This window comes from Anaerovirgula multivorans, assembly GCF_900188145.1.
Classification (GTDB): domain Bacteria; phylum Bacillota; class Clostridia; order Peptostreptococcales; family Natronincolaceae; genus Anaerovirgula; species Anaerovirgula multivorans.
The window spans coordinates 1-18623 of record NZ_FZOJ01000053.1; the positions used below are offsets into that span (position 1 = coordinate 1).

16 protein-coding genes, 1 other RNA gene, 1 pseudogene and 1 riboswitch are annotated in these 18623 nt (G+C 35.7%); of the genes and pseudogenes, 3 read left to right on the top strand and 15 right to left on the bottom strand.

Features of this window, described 5'->3' with window-relative positions:
- Positions 1 to 77 precede the first annotated feature (77 nt).
- The 13 genes from polX to CHB72_RS24265 form a co-directional block, all read right to left on the bottom strand.
- A complete protein-coding gene (gene polX, locus CHB72_RS24205) occupies positions 78 to 1808 on the bottom strand; it encodes a DNA polymerase/3'-5' exonuclease PolX (RefSeq protein WP_089285441.1) in 1731 nt (576 codons plus the stop codon).
- Between the two features lie 128 nt (positions 1809 to 1936).
- Complete coding sequence (locus tag CHB72_RS24210) at positions 1937 to 2377, bottom strand: MOSC domain-containing protein (protein WP_089285442.1); 441 nt, start codon at positions 2375 to 2377, stop codon at positions 1937 to 1939.
- A gap of 12 nt (positions 2378 to 2389) precedes the next feature.
- Complete coding sequence (locus CHB72_RS24215; RefSeq protein ID WP_089285443.1) at positions 2390 to 4312, bottom strand: molybdopterin biosynthesis protein; 1923 nt, start codon at positions 4310 to 4312, stop codon at positions 2390 to 2392.
- A gap of 16 nt (positions 4313 to 4328) precedes the next feature.
- Positions 4329 to 5555, bottom strand: a complete 1227-nt coding sequence (locus CHB72_RS24220; protein ID WP_089285444.1) for a molybdopterin molybdotransferase MoeA — start codon at positions 5553 to 5555, stop codon at positions 4329 to 4331.
- Positions 5556 to 5711: 156 nt separating this feature from the next.
- Positions 5712 to 5831, bottom strand: a riboswitch (molybdenum cofactor riboswitch).
- 116 nt (positions 5832 to 5947) lie between these two features.
- Positions 5948 to 6127, bottom strand: a non-coding RNA gene (ssrS, locus tag CHB72_RS24225) — 6S RNA.
- Positions 6128 to 6390: 263 nt separating this feature from the next.
- Entirely contained in the window at positions 6391 to 6894 is a 504-nt protein-coding gene (locus tag CHB72_RS24230; protein ID WP_089285445.1) for an NADH-quinone oxidoreductase subunit I, read from the bottom strand.
- The gene (locus CHB72_RS24235) at positions 6894 to 8039 is read right to left on the bottom strand and encodes an NAD(P)/FAD-dependent oxidoreductase (protein WP_242975262.1); all 1146 of its coding nucleotides are present in this window, start codon (positions 8037 to 8039) and stop codon (positions 6894 to 6896) included. Before CHB72_RS24235 ends, CHB72_RS24230 begins: the two co-directional genes overlap by 1 nt.
- Positions 7987 to 8316 (bottom strand): (2Fe-2S)-binding protein, encoded by a 330-nt coding sequence (locus tag CHB72_RS24240; RefSeq protein WP_089285447.1) that lies wholly within the window; start codon positions 8314 to 8316, stop codon positions 7987 to 7989. Before CHB72_RS24240 ends, CHB72_RS24235 begins: the two co-directional genes overlap by 53 nt.
- A 21-nt stretch (positions 8317 to 8337) precedes the next feature.
- Complete coding sequence (dapA, locus tag CHB72_RS24245) at positions 8338 to 9213, bottom strand: 4-hydroxy-tetrahydrodipicolinate synthase (protein ID WP_089285448.1); 876 nt, start codon at positions 9211 to 9213, stop codon at positions 8338 to 8340.
- 74 nt (positions 9214 to 9287) lie between these two features.
- The gene (locus CHB72_RS24250; protein ID WP_089285449.1) at positions 9288 to 9554 is read right to left on the bottom strand and encodes a (2Fe-2S)-binding protein; all 267 of its coding nucleotides are present in this window, start codon (positions 9552 to 9554) and stop codon (positions 9288 to 9290) included.
- A complete protein-coding gene (locus tag CHB72_RS24255) occupies positions 9532 to 10311 on the bottom strand; it encodes an FCD domain-containing protein (protein WP_089285450.1) in 780 nt (259 codons plus the stop codon). Before CHB72_RS24255 ends, CHB72_RS24250 begins: the two co-directional genes overlap by 23 nt.
- A gap of 118 nt (positions 10312 to 10429) precedes the next feature.
- Entirely contained in the window at positions 10430 to 11881 is a 1452-nt protein-coding gene (locus CHB72_RS24260) for a sodium:solute symporter family protein (RefSeq protein WP_089285451.1), read from the bottom strand.
- Positions 11882 to 11914: 33 nt separating this feature from the next.
- Positions 11915 to 13120: an NAD(P)/FAD-dependent oxidoreductase gene (locus CHB72_RS24265; protein WP_176431592.1), complete on the bottom strand. Its 1206-nt coding sequence runs from the start codon at positions 13118 to 13120 to the stop codon at positions 11915 to 11917.
- A gap of 466 nt (positions 13121 to 13586) precedes the next feature.
- Here CHB72_RS24265 and CHB72_RS24270 point away from each other — a divergent pair, with 466 nt between their 5' ends.
- From CHB72_RS24270 to CHB72_RS24280, 3 genes and pseudogenes are all read left to right on the top strand, one after another.
- Entirely contained in the window at positions 13587 to 15428 is a 1842-nt protein-coding gene (locus tag CHB72_RS24270; protein ID WP_089285453.1) for an aldehyde ferredoxin oxidoreductase family protein, read from the top strand.
- Between the two features lie 52 nt (positions 15429 to 15480).
- On the top strand, positions 15481 to 16044 hold the full coding sequence (locus tag CHB72_RS24275; RefSeq protein ID WP_089285454.1) for a flavin reductase family protein: 564 nt from the start codon (positions 15481 to 15483) through the stop codon (positions 16042 to 16044).
- 275 nt (positions 16045 to 16319) lie between these two features.
- Positions 16320 to 16558 (top strand): annotated as a pseudogene (locus CHB72_RS24280) (Tn3 family transposase); the annotation flags it as partial.
- A 464-nt stretch (positions 16559 to 17022) separates the two neighbouring features.
- Here CHB72_RS24280 and CHB72_RS24285 read toward each other — a convergent pair.
- Positions 17023 to 17319: a metal-dependent hydrolase gene (locus CHB72_RS24285; RefSeq protein WP_089285455.1), complete on the bottom strand. Its 297-nt coding sequence runs from the start codon at positions 17317 to 17319 to the stop codon at positions 17023 to 17025.
- Between the two features lie 992 nt (positions 17320 to 18311).
- Positions 18312 to 18623 (bottom strand): hypothetical protein (locus CHB72_RS24295; RefSeq protein ID WP_207652641.1); only part of this gene is annotated, 312 nt, incomplete at its 5' end.

Consider the following 18623-nt stretch of genomic DNA (forward strand, 5'->3'; position numbering starts at 1 on the left):
TTTATATTTTTAAAAAAATTTACAAGACAAAGTCGGTACAACTCTCATGAGTCATACCGACTTATTTTATTGGCTATCTATTTCCCGATATCCCCCTTTTTCAGAAACCTATGTATGTCCTCTACTAGACTGGTGTTTAATACATCTGTTGCCTCTAGCCATCCTTTACGCCCTATACCTATACCGTAGAAAATATCATCTATTCCAGAAATTCTATGAGCATCCGGCTCAATTACCAGTTTTACCCCCTTTTCTTTTGCATATTTACACATTCTCCAATCTAAATCTAATCTATGGGGATTACTATTAATCTCAATGGCCACAGCATTTTTACCACAGCTTTCAATAACTTCTTCCAAGTTTAAATCATACTCTTTTCTGGATAGCAGCAACCTTCCTGTTGGATGTCCAAGAATAGTTAAATACTTATTTTCTACTGCTGTCATTAATCTTTTTGTCATTTGATCTCTATCCATCTTAAAATGTGAATGAACAGAACCAATGACATAATCAAAGGTGGCTAATACCTCATCCTCGTAATCAAGAGAACCATCAGGAAGAATATCAGATTCTATCCCCTTGAAGATTTTTATTTCAGGATATTTTTCTCTTAGCTTTTCTATTTCTTCATGCTGCTTTTTAATCGTTTTTTCCTTTAAACCATTAGCATAAAAAGCACTTTTGCTATGATCCGAAATACCAATATACTGAAATCCTTTTTCTATCGCGGCAATCACTAGTTCCTCTATGCTATTTACTCCATCACTGTAATTGCTATGGACATGAAGAACCCCTTTGATATCTTGGACTTCAATTAGATTAGGAATCATTCCTTTTTCTGAAGCTTCAATTTCTCCGTGATTCTCTCGGAGCTCTGGAGGGATATACTGGAGATTTAATACAGAGAAAAATTCCTTCTCATCCTTCACATCAATCCTTTTATCTTCCTTAAAAATACCATATTCATTAATCTTTAATCCAAATGCCTTTCCCCTATGTCTCATAGCTGTGTTATGTTCCTTGCTGCCAGTGAAATGATGAAGAGCAAAGGGATATTCTTCATCATCTACTAATCTTAAATCGACATTAATTCCCGACCATAACACAACACTAGACTTTGTATTCCCTTTAGCGATGACCTTCTCCACATCCTCTAAAGAAGTGAAAAAATCCATAATTTCTTTACGTTTATCTTCTCTACAACTGCCTAATATATCGATATCCTTAATAATTTCTTTTTGTCTTCTAATACTTCCCGCTAAACTAATTCGAATCATGGCCTCATGTTTCTTTAGGTCTTCTATAACTTTATTTCCAAATATCATTCCTGTTGATATTAGATGCTGTCCCCTATATTTCTTTATGTGATCTATACCTTCCAAAATCTTGTTTTGTGTTTTTTCTCCAAAACCCTTTAAGTCAATCAATCTATTTTCTAGACAGGCATATTCTAACTCGCCCACAGTAGTAATATCTAATTCATCATACAAGACTTTTACCTTTTTAGGGCCTAACCCTGGTATCTTTAAAATTTCAAAAATCCCTTCAGGAGTCTTTGCCCTTAGGTCATCATAGTAATGCAATTTTCCTGTGCTTACAAGCTCCGTTATCTTCTTTTGTAACGCTTTTCCGATTCCTTTTATACCATGAAGTCTATCTTCCTCTACTAATACACCAATGTCTTCCTCTAACTGTTCAACTACCCTTGCACCATTAAAATAGGCTCTTGTTTTGAAGGGATTCTCCCCTTGAATCTCTAACAACACTCCAATTTCCTCTAAAATTTTGCTAACCTCTTTTTTATCCATGTATAACACCCCTGAATTAAGTCTCATTTTACCCTTACATCTACAGTATACCCATTTTATCTAAGAAAAAGCTCTGAAGATTCTCACCAACTAGGAGGTTAAATTCTTTCAGAGCTTTTTAATAAATATTATTCCTTATCTATAATCTCTATAGGGTCTCCCGGTAAAACAATTCCCCCCTTAAGAACTTTAGTGAAGATTCCTTCCCTAGGCATGACACAATCACCCACTGTATGATAAATAGCACATCGACTATGACATTCTTTACCGATTTGAGTTACCTCTTGAAGTGTTTCTCCAATTTTTAGTTGTGTCCCAATGGGTAATGTATAAAGACTAATCCCTTCTGTAGTAATATTTTCAGCAAAAACACCTTCTTTAATATCAGAAATCCCCATCTCTTTGATTTTGTCAGCGCTTTCTTTACCCAATAAGCTTACTTGTCTGTGCCAATCTGCCGCATGTGCATCCCCTTCTATACCATAGTTTTCAATAAAGACTGCCTTTTCAACTGGTATTTTTATTTCACCTTTGTTTTTACTAATATTAATAGCCACCACTTTTGCCATTTCAACGCCCCCTTAAAGATATATAATTTCACCTATATTTTTAGTATCATACCCACCTAAATCTTCAATCAACTTTAAAAATTTACCATCCTTCATAGTTTCTATTAATTTTTTAACTTCTTCTTTATTTAATTCTTTCTGCGGAATCAATAAATCATAATCTTCCCAATCAACAGGAATAAAATCTAATCCCATTGATTTTGCAGCAGAATATACACCGAGTCCACAATCAGCAGTTCCACTTGCAACTGCCGCTGCCACCGCCATGTGGGTTGTCATCTCCCTATCATATCCATTCACTGTTGATACTTCAACCTCAGTCTTCTTCAAGTAATAATCCAGCAAAATTCTCGTCCCAGCTCCTCTTTGTCTATTGATAAATTGTATATCTTTTCTAGCTAAATCGAGGATTCCTTTAATCCCCTTAGGATTTCCTTTTTGTATCATGAACCCTTGGCTTCTTTTCACAAATTTGATAAGAGCCATTTTTTCATCCTTCAAATAGCGTTTTACATAGGATATGTTGTACACCCCTGTTTCTTCATCCATTAAATGAATAGGCGCTAAATGACATTCTCCTTTTTTCATTGCCATAATCCCACCCATACTACCAACATGAGCTGATGATAAAAACAATTGAGGATTTTCTGTATGCAGGTGATTTCCTATGATATCCATTACAATATCATGGCTTCCTATGGAGACAATTGTATTGTTGATTTCTTCTTGTGGCTTTAATAAAGTGACTTCTATTTCAGTTCCTGCCTCATAACCCTCTCTTTGTTGTGGCACTACGAGTATACCGTCTGCTTTAACCAGCGACATCGTAACACCCGCTCCACGTTCTAATGGAGTAGCCATCATCTTGTTTCCTACTTTTCCTAATTTTAAGCGAATATATTCTTCATGCTTTAGGGAAGAAACAACTCTTCTGGTTAAAGTAGCCTTGATCTTATTTCCCTCCGATAGCAGCTGTCGATTATATTGGAATAAGAGGGGTTTCAAAAAGAACTCAAAAACAAAGTAAGCAGATACAGGATAACCTGGTATCCCAATAACCGGTTTTCCTTTAACACTAGCTAAAATTGCAGGTTTTCCTGGTTTTGTAGCAACACCATGAATGATTACTTCTCCCAGTTCTCTGATAACATTCACTGTGTAGTCCTCTGAACCAGCAGAAGAGCCAGCATTAATAATCACAATATCATTTTCTTCTACTGCTTTATTAATGGTTTCTTTGATCAATCGATAGTCATCTTTTACAATTTCATACCTATTCGGTCTACCTCCATAATGTTGGACCATGCCAGAAAACATTCGTGAATTAGATTCTATAATTTTCCCATCCTTCAATTCTTCAGATACCTCAATAATTTCAGATCCTGTAGGAATAATACCTACCTTTGGCTGCTGATAAACCTCAACCTCTTGAATCTGACCCGCCAACAACGCTCCAATATCGATTGGTCGTATTTTATGATTTGCCGAAAGAATCATCTCTCCTTCAACGATGTCTTCACCAATAGGTCTAACATGCTGCCAAGGTTTAGCTGCGTTATAGATTTCAACCGTGGCATCGTCAATTTCTACTATATCTTCAATCATAATGACTGCATCAAAAGGATCCTTCAAACAACCTCCTGTATTGATGAATTTGAACTCCTTTCCAAGCTTCAAGCTTAATGGATTACTTTCCATTGCCCCATAGGTTTTTTCTGCAATAACAGCGATTCCATCCATAGCAGCTGCATTGTAGCTGGGTGAAGATTTTTTAGCAAAAACTGCTTGGGTTGTTACTCGATCTAATGCCTCTAAGACAAATATCTTTTCAGCTTTTTTGAATGCATTTTTATCTTTAAATTGTGTCAAATATTGTTTTTGAGCCTCTTCTAAAGGAATATTAGTTAAATAGATGTTTCTTGTCTCTTTCCCCATAATTACACCCCACTGATTAGAATAAATATACTTTTACTGTTTGTCCTTTTATCAAGCCCTCTTGATTGGTGTCTATTTTTATATAGCCCACAGATTTTGTCATCATTGTTAATAGCCCAGATTTACCATGTACTGGGAAGATAACATTTTTTTCATTTTCCTGGGAAATGTTTACCATCACATAATGTTCTCGTCCAGGCGCTGAAGCTATATTGACAGCTAGCTCCCCAGTGATATAAGGAATAAGTCCCTTATCGCCATAGAGATGCTTGATAAGATACCTTACTAGTGTTTGATAGATTACCAACGCAGATACCGGTTGACCTGGCAATCCAAAGATAATTTTATTGTTTACCTTTCCAACAATCGTAGGTTTTCCTGGTTTTACCGCAAGACCATGAATAAAAACCCCTGGTTCTCCTAAAGCGTTGATTACATCCTTTGTTACGTCCTTTGTACCCATGGAGCTGCCACCAGAAACCAATATAACATCACTGACTTCCATGGAATTTCTTAGTGTATCTTCCAGAAGTCCAAAATCATCCTTCACTACTGCCATCGCCACCACTTCACAACTATCCTTCATTACTGCCGTAGCTAAGCTGTAGGTATTCATATCCTTAATCTGACCCGGCTTCACTTCCTCTTCAGGAGAAACAATTTCATCCCCTGTAGATATAATACTAACTTTAGGTTTTCTATAAACCTTAATTCTTGTTAAGCCCATACCAGCTAAAACTCCGATATCTTGAGATCTCAATTTATGCCCTCTATTAAAAACAACCTGCCCTTCAGCAATATCCTCACCTAACTGTAGAATATTTTCTTTAGGTGCAATAGCCGTTTGGATGCACACTGTGTCATCATCTAATACTTCTGTATATTCCACCATTACTACGCCATCACAGTTTTCAGGCAGCATACCTCCAGTAGGGACATAACAACATTCTCCTGAGCGTAGTGTGATTTTTGTTGGTGCCCCCATCTCAACTTCTCCAACATTTTTTAAAAAGCTTGGTAAAGATTCACTAGCGCCAAAGGTATCCTTTGAAATAACTGCATAACCATCTACTGTTGATCGATTAAATTCTGGTACATTGATTGTTGAGTATACGTCTTGCCAAATAATTCTGTCCAAAGCATCCAATATAGATATTTCTTCTTGCTCTAACCTTATATCTTCAAAATATTCTTTAAGTTTTTGTTGGGCTTCCTTCATTGTCAAAGTATTTAATAATTCCATATACCGTTCCCCTTTACATAAGCTTAATAATGAACATTTTCTAAACAAAAATCCCTTTAAACAACTCAGTTGAAAGCAGTAATAAATTCTAATTTAATTATCGTCTGCATTTTTCTATCATGCCAAAAATAATAGCCAATCCACTAGGATTGGCTTATTTATTAAGACAAATTTCCTTTCCAAAGTGGGAGGCAAATAAATTTCTTTAGTCACCCAATGGTGAAGAATCCTAGCTACAAAAGCCTTAGATTGTTTCACTCGAAAATTTGATAAGTAGTTTTATGTAATTTTTCTTATCGTAACACATTTTTTAAAATTGTTCAAGTTTTTAGAAATAATCTACATTTCCTCTTCAAAAAACACAAAACCTCCTAAGCAGAACTTAGGAGGAACTTGTATCCAAGATGTCGTCGACCGCAAAATTCACACCCGCCACTCACTAAAGGTGGGTGACATCTTTCACTTTTCTGAAGTCCACTACATGGAGGCTTTTCATAGAAGTAAAAATATGTTCTCCCGGATGTTATTTGTCGGTTGAATTTTGCGAATCGTCACGATCACCCTCGATCAACTAGCTTTAATGTAATTATACAACAAATTCTTTCAAATTTAAAATGTACTTTTTACCAAAATACCTCATTATAAGCTATTATCCAACTTTTCTGCTATATAATTTATCATAGCTTTCTATTTATACTGTCCACGCTACTTGACATTTTATATATACATTGACTTTTTACTTTCACTGCAATAACAGCAGAAAAAAAGCTTGAGTTATTATACATTCTTATCCCAAGCTTTTGCAAGTATATATTTAACCTACCTATTTGCTTTTTTATAGCCTTTTCATTGTTATTACTTCTAGAAAATTGTTTTTAGGAAAACTAACGCTAAGAACTACAGTATGATTGTTTACCTTTGTATTATTAATTTTTGTTACCTTCCCCTCGCAAATTTCTTCTCCTCTTCTTCCTGCTAATGTAACAATATCTCCTACCTTAGGAAGAGGTAAATATTCATAGGGAAAGGAAATCAGTGCTTCCTCTTCAGCATAAGTATAATCCTTTATATAGATTGCTAACCCTGGACATGCAGCAACACAGATACCACATCCTACACATTTTTGAAAATCAATTTGGGGTAGATTAGTTATAGGTTTCCCTACTACTATTGCACCTTTAAAGCATGAGGTTTCACAGGGGTTACATGGAATTTCTTCGATACATTCTATCACTGCTATCGGGCCTTTTTTGTAGTCTTCTTCCGTTGGGAACGCAGGTGAATTTTTCAATTCTTCTAGAGAAGGGGAGCCAATTGTCTTAAGGTATTGTTTTTCCATTATACTACCTCCTTCTCTACAGCCAACAATCTATCTTTTGCATCTTTTCTCTTCTGCCCGAACTGACCACATCTTAAAGCATCTAGTCGATCCCAAACCTCTTGTGTAAGTTTTTCTCTCTCAATTTCTTCAATGAGTCCTAGTGAAGCTGCCCCATTGATTCCTGCCAGCCGCCCTTCCTCCATGGCTGTACTGGCTTCCTCAATTCCCGATATATCTCCTGCAACGTAAATACCTTCCACAGTAGTTTCCATAGCTCTATTATGTATAGGAAGATGTCCACCAAGCTCTGGTATATAGTGAAATTTGCAGCCGGCTATCCATGCTAATTCCGTTAAAGGATTTAAACCTGTAGCTAAGCATACGGTGTCGACCTCCAAAACCTTTTCTGTACCAGGAATTGGCTTCCAATTTCCATCTAATTTGACAATTTCCGCAGCTTCAACCTTTGTTTCTCCAATCACCTTGGAAATTGTATGGGATGTATAGAAGGGAACCCCTGCTCTACAAACCTTCGCTGTGTGAACCCCATACCCACCTAAGCGAGGTGAGGCCTCAACAATGGCTACTACTTCTGCACCCGCTTGCAGCAACTGATAAGATACAATGACGCCAACATTGCCTGAGCCTAACATTAAAACTTTTTTGCCAGGAAGTACTCTACTAATATTAATCATAGTTTGTGCTGCTCCCGCCCCCACAACTCCCGGCAATGTCCATCCTGGAAATACCACTGCATTTTCAATGGCTCCCGTTGCTAAAATAATTTTATCTGCTTTAAGACTAACCGACTGTTTTTTGTCCCGAATCACCCAAATCTCTCGATTATTTTCTATTCCACATACTTCTGTATTTAACCATACCTCTATGTTTAGTTTAGCTGTTTCTTCAAGTAACTGCACACCAATCTCTATTCCTCTCGTGCCAGCCTTATGCTCTTTAGAACCAAAGAATTTATGAATTTGTTTGAATAACTGTCCACCTGGCTTTTCATTCTCATCTATTACAATCACCTTTGCTCCGACTTTTGCTGCTTCTATAGCAGCTGATAATCCCGCAGGGCCTGCGCCAATAACTACGATCAACCCATTGTTATTCACCCCTATCACCTTCTTTCCACTTTCCTGAACCCTGCTGGGTTTCAATAGCCATTCCTTCTTTAACAGGGGTAACACAGGTGCGAACATTTGGAATACCATCAACCGTCATAATACAATCGGTACACCGTCCAATACCACAATAAATCCCCCGTGGTTTATGTTGATGCCTTGTATATCTAAAGGTTTTTATATCATTAGCTAACAAAGCTGCAGCAATCATTTCTCCTTCATGAACTGTATATGGTTTTCCATCTATAGTAATCTGAACTTTTTTTTGTTCTTCTAATTTTCCTAATATAGGATGTTCTATAATTCTAGTCATGATTATCCTTCCCTTCATGTCTTATATAAGATTAAGCGCCTGCATACACCTACTTAATTCATTTTCTACATTAGGTTTTACAGTGTTTAGCGGTAATCTAAGACCTCCAACCTGTACTCCTCTCATATTCAGTGCTGCCTTGACAGGAATTGGATTTGATGACATGAAAAGGGCATTGTATATATCCAACAACTGTAAATGTATATCTTTAGCTTTCTCAAAATTACCCGATAAAAAGGTATCAATCATTTCCTTCATCTTTAGTCCTACCACATGGGATGCAACACTTACTACCCCATATCCTCCTGCACTTAAGCTAGGAAGCGTCGTTCCATCTTCGCCTGTATAAACTAAAAAGTCTTTAGGCACCCTCTTTACTACTTCTGCAAATTGGACAATGTTTCCACTTGCTTCTTTTAGAGCGACAATATTCTTAATTTCCGCTAGCCTTGCTACTGTTTCCGGTAGCATATTAGCTCCTGTTCTACCAGGTACATTGTATAGCATGATATCTCCATCTACAGCTTCAGCTACTGCCTTAAAGTGCTCATACATGCAGTCTTGATCTGGTTTGTTATAATAAGGTACCACGACCAGTAGTCCATCCACCCCACAAGCTAAAGCTTTTTGGGCATTTTCTATGGTAGCCGCAGTTGAATTTGTTCCTACCCCCGCTATAATAGGTACATCAACAGATTTCTTTAATGCTTTGAACAACTGTGTCTTTTCATCACTTGTAAGCGTAGGTGCTTCTCCGGTAGTACCACTTACCACCAAAGCAGTGGTGCCTTCTTTTATAAGGATTTTAGCCAATTCCACTGCCTGATCATAATCTACCTCTAATCCTTCATCAAAAGGCGTAACCATCGCCGTCATAAGTCTGCCCCAATTTTTCATGTTCTTTCCCCCCTTATATAATTGTTCTATAGTACTAATTTACCAACATAATGAAAACATTCTTGATTTCGTTTTTATTCTTTCTCATCTTTTAAAATCCCTATTTTAACAGGCCTAACAGGCTGTCTATAGGTTGAAGGTGTAATTTCTTCTAAACTGGTTTTCGTTTCCCTGGCCAAGATACGTTCAATTAGCCTTCTGCAGGTTCTACCCTGACATAACCCCATCCCGGCTCTAGTCCATCTTTTCACTTCATTCACGTTGGTAGCACCATTTTTTATTGCCTCAATAATTTCTTGCTCTGTTATTTCTTCACATCTACAGATGATATCTTCTTTCATTTTCAGCACCTCTATTCCTAGCTTTAATACCGCTGTCACTATATTCATCCCAATAAATTGAAACATCCTTAATCAAATTTTCAATATGGCGGATCATACATCGCTCCGCCTCTTCTTCATCATGATTTTTTATAGCATTGAAAATTTCCTTATGAGCAACACTGTAGGGTGATTTCACCTGTGCCCTCATAAATTCAAAAAGTGTAGATTGTTGTCCTAATGTTGATAATATATTGTAAAGAGATTCTAACACTTTGTTTCTAGAAGCTTTAGCAATTGCCTTATGAAAAGCGATATCAGCCTCAGCAACGCTTTGATTCTGTGTATGTTTTTCACCCTGCTTCCTTAATATTTCGCCTAAATGTTCTATTTCCACATCTGTAATATTTTGAGCTGCAAACCTTGCAGTTTCACGTTCAATAGCTTTTCTTGCCTGCAATACCATAATATAGCTTTCTAATACCTCAGTACTAATCAATCGATCTAATTCTCTTTTGTGATAGTTTATATTCTGAATAATTTTTGCTTTATCTATAGCCTCCATCCCTTTAGCTGTGATCACTCTGCCTTTTGAACTTTCCTTTTCTAAATATCCTAATTTTTCTAAGCTGCTTAGAATCCTTCCTATCGTAGCTGAACTAATTTGTATTCCCTTATCCTCTAGTTTTTCAACAAGAAACCATGATCCTATAGGTCCATTGGATGAGGCTATACATTGTAACACAATCAATTCCTTTTCCTCAAGAATTTGCTTCATTCGTATTCCTCCAGTTAATACAGTTTTTTGTTAAGGTATGATAACCTACAATGTTACCATACCTTAACTGAAACTACTAATCAAGTCAACTTCATTTTTTTAATAAGCTACTAGAAAACTATACGGCTTCACTCTCTTGAGTTTGACTTTTCCCTCCGGTTAAGCTAGATACCACAACAATCAGTATTGCTGAAATTGCTAATGCAATCAATACTCTATTTGGACCTAATGCTGTGACTTGAGTCAATACTGAGCCTACCACAATACCTACCCTTGCACCCCATGGAGTAACTTTACTATTCTTTTTACCCATTTCAAACGCTTCATCAGGACGTTCTTTCCATAACAAGCCAACTAGCAATAATGGTACTAGTCCTCCACCTGCCATGGCATAGGCTTTTGAAAATAATCCCAGGATTGAACTTGCATATATCGCTGCAAGGCCAGCAAATAGACCAATGAGCACAGTCAATCCTTTTGCATATTTTACTAACTCCTCATCTGTGGAATTAGGTTTAAAGGGCCTAATCAAATCATTCACAACTAAAATGGAAGCAGCGTTTAGGTTGGAGTCAGCAGAGGACATGCCAGCTGCTAAAATCAGTGCAAAAATCATAGCTGCCATGCCTACTGGCACATAGTTATGCAAGAACCATGGCATAGCTTCATCAGGATTCAATCCTTGATTTAAAGTGAAGATTATCATACCAACTACTGCAGTTAACATAACCATGATGATTGCTATAATACCGCTGTATAATAAACCATTTTTTGCTGTTTTACTATTTTTTGCGGAGAAACATCTTTGCCAATAGATTTGTGCAACTAGAATTCCAACACATCCTGTTATAAACTGGGTAAACAGTTGAAGATAATCGCTGCTTCCACCAGTCAAACTCCACATCTCGGCTCTACCTAACTCTGTCAAACGCACTCCTAGTTGTGCCATACTCCAGTTTACTGGTGAGAAGGCATAAATATAGAAGGCTGTACCAAAAATCAATACTAGTACACCTTGAAATAAGTCAGTCCAAACTACAGAATATATTCCTCCTAAAGTAGTATAAAGAATAAATACGGCTGTAAATAAAAGTATGATCGGAATAGGATCTGCACCTGTAACAACATTAAAAATACTTCCAAAGGCTTTCCCTTGCCCACCAACCCAAGCAATCATAATCATGGAGGCTAAAATTCCCGCCATTGCTCTAGATACTTTATCTCTCGCTATTAAATCATCAATAAACTCTGGAAAAGTATTATAAGTAAAGCGTCCTGCCAACCCAGCTATAAAAAGTGCAAAAATAATTTTAGAACCTTGTTCCCCTAAAATAAATGCCATCCAAGGCAATCCTGTTGAGTACCCTTTGCCAGCATGTCCTACAAAGTTTCCTACCCCCATGATTGTAGCAAACTGTGTACAGAAAATTAAATACATCGGAAAGCTTTTGCCTCCAATTGCGTAGCTTGAAAAGCTTTGCTGAGCTGCATCCTTGACCTTCCAAGAAATAACTAAAAATATGCCACACATCAGAGCAGTGATTAACCATAATAATCCACCTAAACCCATCTTAAATCCTCCTTTTTTATAACTTTTTATTTATTAAACAGAAATTGCTTTGCTTTTCTCCACCTCCTCTTTTTTATTGAATCTCTGTATGTTCAATTCTTCCATATCATAGTAAATATGCTTTTTGCTGATTAAATCAGCCATAAGCTTGCCTGTAATTGGTACAAGGGCTATGCCATCCCCCTCATGTCCTGCTGCTATATAGAACCCTTTTCTTTCTGAAACTTCTCCAACAATTGGTTTTCCATCTAAAGATGCAGGTCTAAAACCCGCAAAGGATCGAATAATGTGAACGTTATTCAATATAGGAAAAAACTTTATTGCTTGATTTACTAAAAGCTTTAAAGCCTCATAATTCGTCTCTTTATTAAATCCAACATTTTCTCTAGTACTGCCAATCAGATAATTACCATGTATCGCTTGACTGAAAGCAAATCCTATTCCCAGCTCCTTAAACAGAGGATTTTGGTTTTTAATCAATTCAGGGTTCATCTTGGCAACCATGTACTCAGCACTCCATACATTGGTTTCTCCCAGCTGAGGTATTTGTTCTGTTACACAAATCTGACCCTTTTTGGGAGTTATAGGTATATCTATGCCTATCATATCTCCTATTTTTGCTGCCCAGGCCCCTGATGTATTCACAATTTTTTCAGCTTCTATGTAATGATCATCTTGCAAAATGATTTTCCAATAATCCTTTCTGGGAACAATTTCTTTTATACAAATATTTCTTTTAATATCTAATCCTAAATCTATTCCTTTAGCTAAAAATCCCTTCATAACACAAAAAGGGTTGACTTGTGAATCTTTAGTACTATATGTAGATGCGATGATTTTTTCTGTTATATGGGGCTGCTTTTTAAAGACATCCTTTTTATCTATAATTTCCACCTCAAGACCATATTTTTTTTGATTACTTACAAAATCCTCCATTACCCTTAGTTGTTCTTGATCTTCTATTACGATCATTCCACCTCTAGTCTCAAACTGTATATCAGTATTCAATTCTTTAGATAAAGCTCTATACATTTCTAGACTTTCTAAAGACATCTCTAAAGATATCCCAGGCTTCTTGGATTGAAGTAGAATCATATCGTCACAAGCTCCAGAAGCACCACTGCCAATTTCATTTTTTTCTAATAGAACAACTTTATATCCCTCTTTCAACAGATAATAAGCTGTAGATAATCCCATGATTCCTGCCCCAATAACGGCAACATCAAACTTTGTTTTCATGTAAGTCATCCCCCTTTATCTAATCGCCGGCAACTAATCATCATTAGATGAGTAGTTGTTAATCTAATGATATATTCTGGAAAATAGTTTGTCAATATTATTTTTTGAATATTTTATATTTTGAATGAATTGCATTTTTCAAAAATTTTTATCTCGATTTTCCCCAGTTTTTTAAATATATTTCCTAATAATTATATGTTTTTATGAAATAAAATAATTTTCATAATATTATTGACATTTTTCTTATTTTGTATTTATAATTAATATACACTACTCATCACATGATGAGCTACTCTGGAATTTTATAGATTTTTTATAAGAGGAGGTCTTAGAGAAAAAGTTTTATAGGTATTTTAAAGAACTGACTAACTCCTTCTATAAATATAAATATGAAAAAATCAATCAAATAATTTCTAATATCTGCAGGTCAGTCAAACATTTTAAAAATTAAAGGGGGTAATCAACAATGTATGGTAGAATTTTGAATATTGATTTAACCAATAGAAGTTATCATATCGAAGACTTAGAAGCTTCTATCATCAAAAAATTTATTGGTGGGAAAGGTTTAGGTGCCTATTTATTGCATACCAATCTACAGGGTGGAGAAGATTCACTTGCACCAGAAAACCCACTTATTTTTATTAATGGTCCTTTTACAGGCACCATGTTTCCTACTTCCGGTAGAACGGTTGTAGTAAGTAAATCTCCCCTTACTGGCATTTTTACAGATAGCCATGCAGGAGGATATTTCGGTCCAGAGTTAAAGAAAGCTGGCTACGACGGTATCATCATAAAAGGAAGTAGTATCACACCTACATATATATGGATAAACAATGATTCCATCCAGTTTAAAAACGCCTCCCATATATGGGGATCCACGGTAGAAAACACAATAGATTCTCTTAGAGAAATAACCGATGCTAAGGCTCATGTAGCGTGTATTGGACCTGCTGGTGAAAATCTTGTTAAGGTTTCTTCCATTATGATGGATAAGGACGATGACTCTTTTAGGGCAGGAATAGCCGCTAGAGCAGGTGTAGGGGCAGTTATGGGTTCTAAAAATTTGAAGGCTATTGTAGTAAAGGGTTCAAGAGAAAATCAATTATATGATCTAGATAAATTTAAGGGAACCGCCGTTGAAGCGTTTCAACATATTAAGAGTGATTCCTTTATCCCTACACGTAAAAAATATGGTACATCCTATTGGGTAGAGCCAGCAAATCAATATGGCGTTTTGCCTACCAATAACTTTCAACAGGGTCATATTGAAAATGGTGATAAATTGTACGCCAACCATATAAAGGAAAACCATGTGGAAAGAAATACTACCTGCTATAGTTGTCCTATACAATGTGGTAAGATTATTAAAGCAAAAGGTAAAAATGTAAAAGTAGAGTACGAAACCATTGCACTACTAGGCAGCAATAATGGAATGACAGATATAAGAGAAGTTAGTGAAGCCAATTTGTTATGCAACAATCTAGGTTTGGATACAATTTCTGTTGGTAACATTATTGGTTTTGCAATGGAATGTATGGAAAAAGGCATTCTTCCCAGCACTACTAAATTCGGTGACAGTGAAGGACAATTAGATTTGATTAATAAAATAGCCTACAAAGAAGGCATAGGAAAAGTATTATCAGAAGGAGTAAAGATAGCTTCTCAAAGCTTAGGCGGAGATGCAGAAAGCTTTGCAATGCATGTAAAGGGACTAGAAATACCTGGTTATGAACCTAGAAGTTCATGGGGTATGGCCTTAGCCTATGCTACCGCAGATCGAGGAGGTTGCCATCAAAGAGCCTGGACGGTAGCAGCAGAATTAAGAGGAGCTTTAGAGCGATTCTCTTTTAACGATAATATAGACGTTGTCAAAGGGATACAGGATGAGAGGGCTAGTGCATATTCCTTACTTCTTTGTGATTTTGCTCCCGTAAAAATAGAACATGTCCTTAAGGGTTTTAATTATGCAACTGGAATAGAACTGTCTGAAGAAGAATATCTTCAAGCTGGTGAAAGGATTTGGAATCTTATCAGACTTTTCAATGTGCGAGAAGGTATCTCCAGGAAGGATGATACTTTACCTCCAAGAGTTTTTGATGACGAGCTTCCTCTGCCAGAAAAAAATCTACCCATGAAAAGTATTCGGCTTGATAGAAAAGCTTTTTCAAATGCAATTGATGAATATTATCGTATTCGAGGCTGGGATGCAAACGGAATTCCTACGAAAGAAAAGCTAAAGGAATTGGATTTGAATAATTTCGGCTATAATATTGAATACTATGTGGACGAATTTGTAATTCATAAGTAAATTTTATAAAATAGTATTTGAACCACTATTCAATATTAGAGGAGTGATAGAAATGAGTAAAAAAGAAGTTCAGTTTCCCCAATATACTGCTGAGATGCTGCAGACCTTAAAGGAGGGTCGGGTGCTATTAGTTGCTGAGGGAAAGGAAGGCAAACCCAATCCAATGACTATAGCATGGGGTAGTATTATGTTCGCTTGGAATAAGCCTATCTTTGTGGCAATGGTTAGAGGATCAAGACATACATACAAGCTAATTGAAGAAAGCAATAGCTTCACAGTTAATTTCTTTACAGATAAATACAAGAAAGAAATGGGATTCTGTGGTTCAAAGTCAGGAAGAGATTACAATAAGTTTGAAGAAACAGGTCTAACACCAGTTTCCGGAAAGGTCGTTCCCATCCCTGTTATAGAAGAAGCATTTTTAAATGTAGAATGCAAAATCATAAACAAAGAAAAGATGAATCCAGAGTTTTTGGAGAAATCTATCATGGATCAATACTATTCATTAGATAATACACCAGGAAAAGATCTTCACATATTCTATTTTGGAGAAATTGTTGCAATGTATACAGAAGATGATGCTGTTGAAACAGTTTTTAAAGATAACTGGTTATAAGAAAGTCTTTTTTCAAAGATTTATAGGATGACTTTCTTGAAACCATTAACGGAAATTATAACTTATGTAAACTATATTCTAAAGAAGTCTTTCACTTTAATATGGGTTTAAAGCTAGCCCAGAAAGATTTGAAAAAATCTCAGGTTATTTGGATTTACTCTGCTGCTATCAAGGGTAAGCCTATTGATAAAATTTTTGAGACATTAAAAATCGCTTAGAAATCTGTTTATCTATTCAACTGTAAAATTTTTGAAGTGAAAATGCACTAGCATAGTAAAATGGATAAAATAAGACCTTCTACCATATTAAGAAGGCTTTCAACCTATAGCTTAAAAACCAAATTGTATTTAGCCTTTAGAGAACTTGGAAGAGCCGTCTGGACAGGATTTCTCTTAAATTACATCATGGATGAGAATCTCAGAAGTACAATCCAAGAAGCTAGCAACAAAAGCGAAGCCTTTAACGTCTTTACGAAATGGCTATTTTTGGTGGCGAAGGAGTAATTGCTGAAAATAAATAGTCCAATGCTGAGTATCCAAAATATAATGAGTATTGTTTTAATATTATATAATACTTTTATATAAATGTTGTATATTTCCCAAGAATTATGGTATATTATAAGTAAGACAATATAATTGTAAATCGAGCCAATTATGTTCACTAAAAAAAGCAGGTGTTTGCCCACCTGCTTTTTTCGTGCTGCTTATCTTGCTGCAGCAACTAGAGTAGCTATAGCTGTGATTAAAGCTGCAATTGCTATTATAATCTTTGCTATGTACTCTGCTTTTTCTTTTGTTTTCGAAGCCAATTACGTTCACCTCCCTCCTTGGAAGGATGAATTTATTATAACATATCAGAACTTCCTCACCCAGGGTATGAAGAAATAAAATTACCTATTCTTCAAATAACTATTTAAAGTTATCATTTATGATAATATTTCATATGATATTTAGAATTCTCATCTTAAAATTATAAGCCCTAAAGCATTCCTACTAAGAAAATTCCAGCAGTAATTATCATTAGTCCTGGTTCAATTATTCCATCGGTTTCAATCGTAATAAGCATCTTAAACCATTTTGATGTGAAGGGATATAAGAGCTTAGTCCCATGATGAGTAAATAAATCTGCCAGGATATGAAGAGAAGCTCCAGTAGTTAATCCTATAGCAAAACCTTTTACTCCGTAATGCTGGACCAGTAAATAGCTTAAGGTCATTACGAAGCCTAGCCCAACTAAACTATGGGTAAAGGAGTGATGACTTGATATCCCTACCATGATTAAAAAGCCTGCCAAGCTGGGGTAACAAATATGCTGCAGCTGCAGCACCGATGGTCATATGGGTTTTACCTGTCATTTTCTATTTAACCTCCTAAAAATAGGCTTCTCAGAATGGTTTCTAAGGCCTTTATATTTTCTTTCTTGACCTTAAACTACCTCCATCATAAATCTGAAGGCATATGAAGTCTTAGCCTAAAATAGCAGTTATAATTCTTTTCAACATTCCTGCTTCTACAAACTCAAAGCCTAGCTTATGTTTAGGTGTTAGATGTATTATCCCTTTATATTCTCCAGAGAGATCCTTTTTCTTAAAAGTCAATACAGAAGTTTTTTTCTCATTAGGAAGAGTTGAAACTCTGTGGGACGGATAGCTTCATGAGCGTCCTGGACTATCTCTTTTGTAGTGTATTTTTGAGGATTTATAGGGGTATCGCCAACATTTCCGAAATGTTGGCGATACTCCTTTAAGCGATTTTTTCGGACAAGGTAGACCTACCCTACCTTGTCTGTTTTTAATCAAGTCTTTTGGTTCTGTACAGCCTATTAGTTATGAAAAATAATAATTTAATACTCCAATATATAATTACTACAGAAATAATATAGTTGCCGACCTCAAAACTTATTTGTTTTAAATTTTCAGGGAAAAACAATTGAAAAATATACTTGGGAGGATTTTTCCCAATATAACTTATAAACTTAACAGGAAACCCTAATGAATGTCGAATTGGACTTACTCTTACATATGATCTGAGAAATATTGTTAAAAAAGGGATTATTAAACTAATTAGAAGTATTGTTTTGTTTTTTTTCATTCCTTTCTCCTCCATAATAATTTCGATATTTTAAATCAACAAAAACCGAATATACCTAGATATATACAAATAAATTATAATTACTATAAATTATCATATTGTATTTTAAGGGTTAGTATATAATATAATATTATATTAAGTCTTATCTGTATCCTCTATACTAAACACTATTCTATATTATTTTAATGTAAGTGACATTGTCCAATCTTGTGCGTCACTTGCACCTATTGTGTAACCCTTAATCGCTACCCCTAAGATCCATTTACCCGATACTGTAATAGTTGCTTTACTTTTGTCGCTGCTAAATTTAGGAACTGCTGCTTTTATATGCTTCCAAGAAGCTAAGTTGAAACCAGACGCATCTGATTTTATATCATAAACTGAATGGAATTTTGGCTTTCCATTTTCAAAGTAATATTTATAATCAAAATAGATATGCTTTTTGCAGAACATACCCGTAATCATAAAACTTGTATATGGTGAATATTT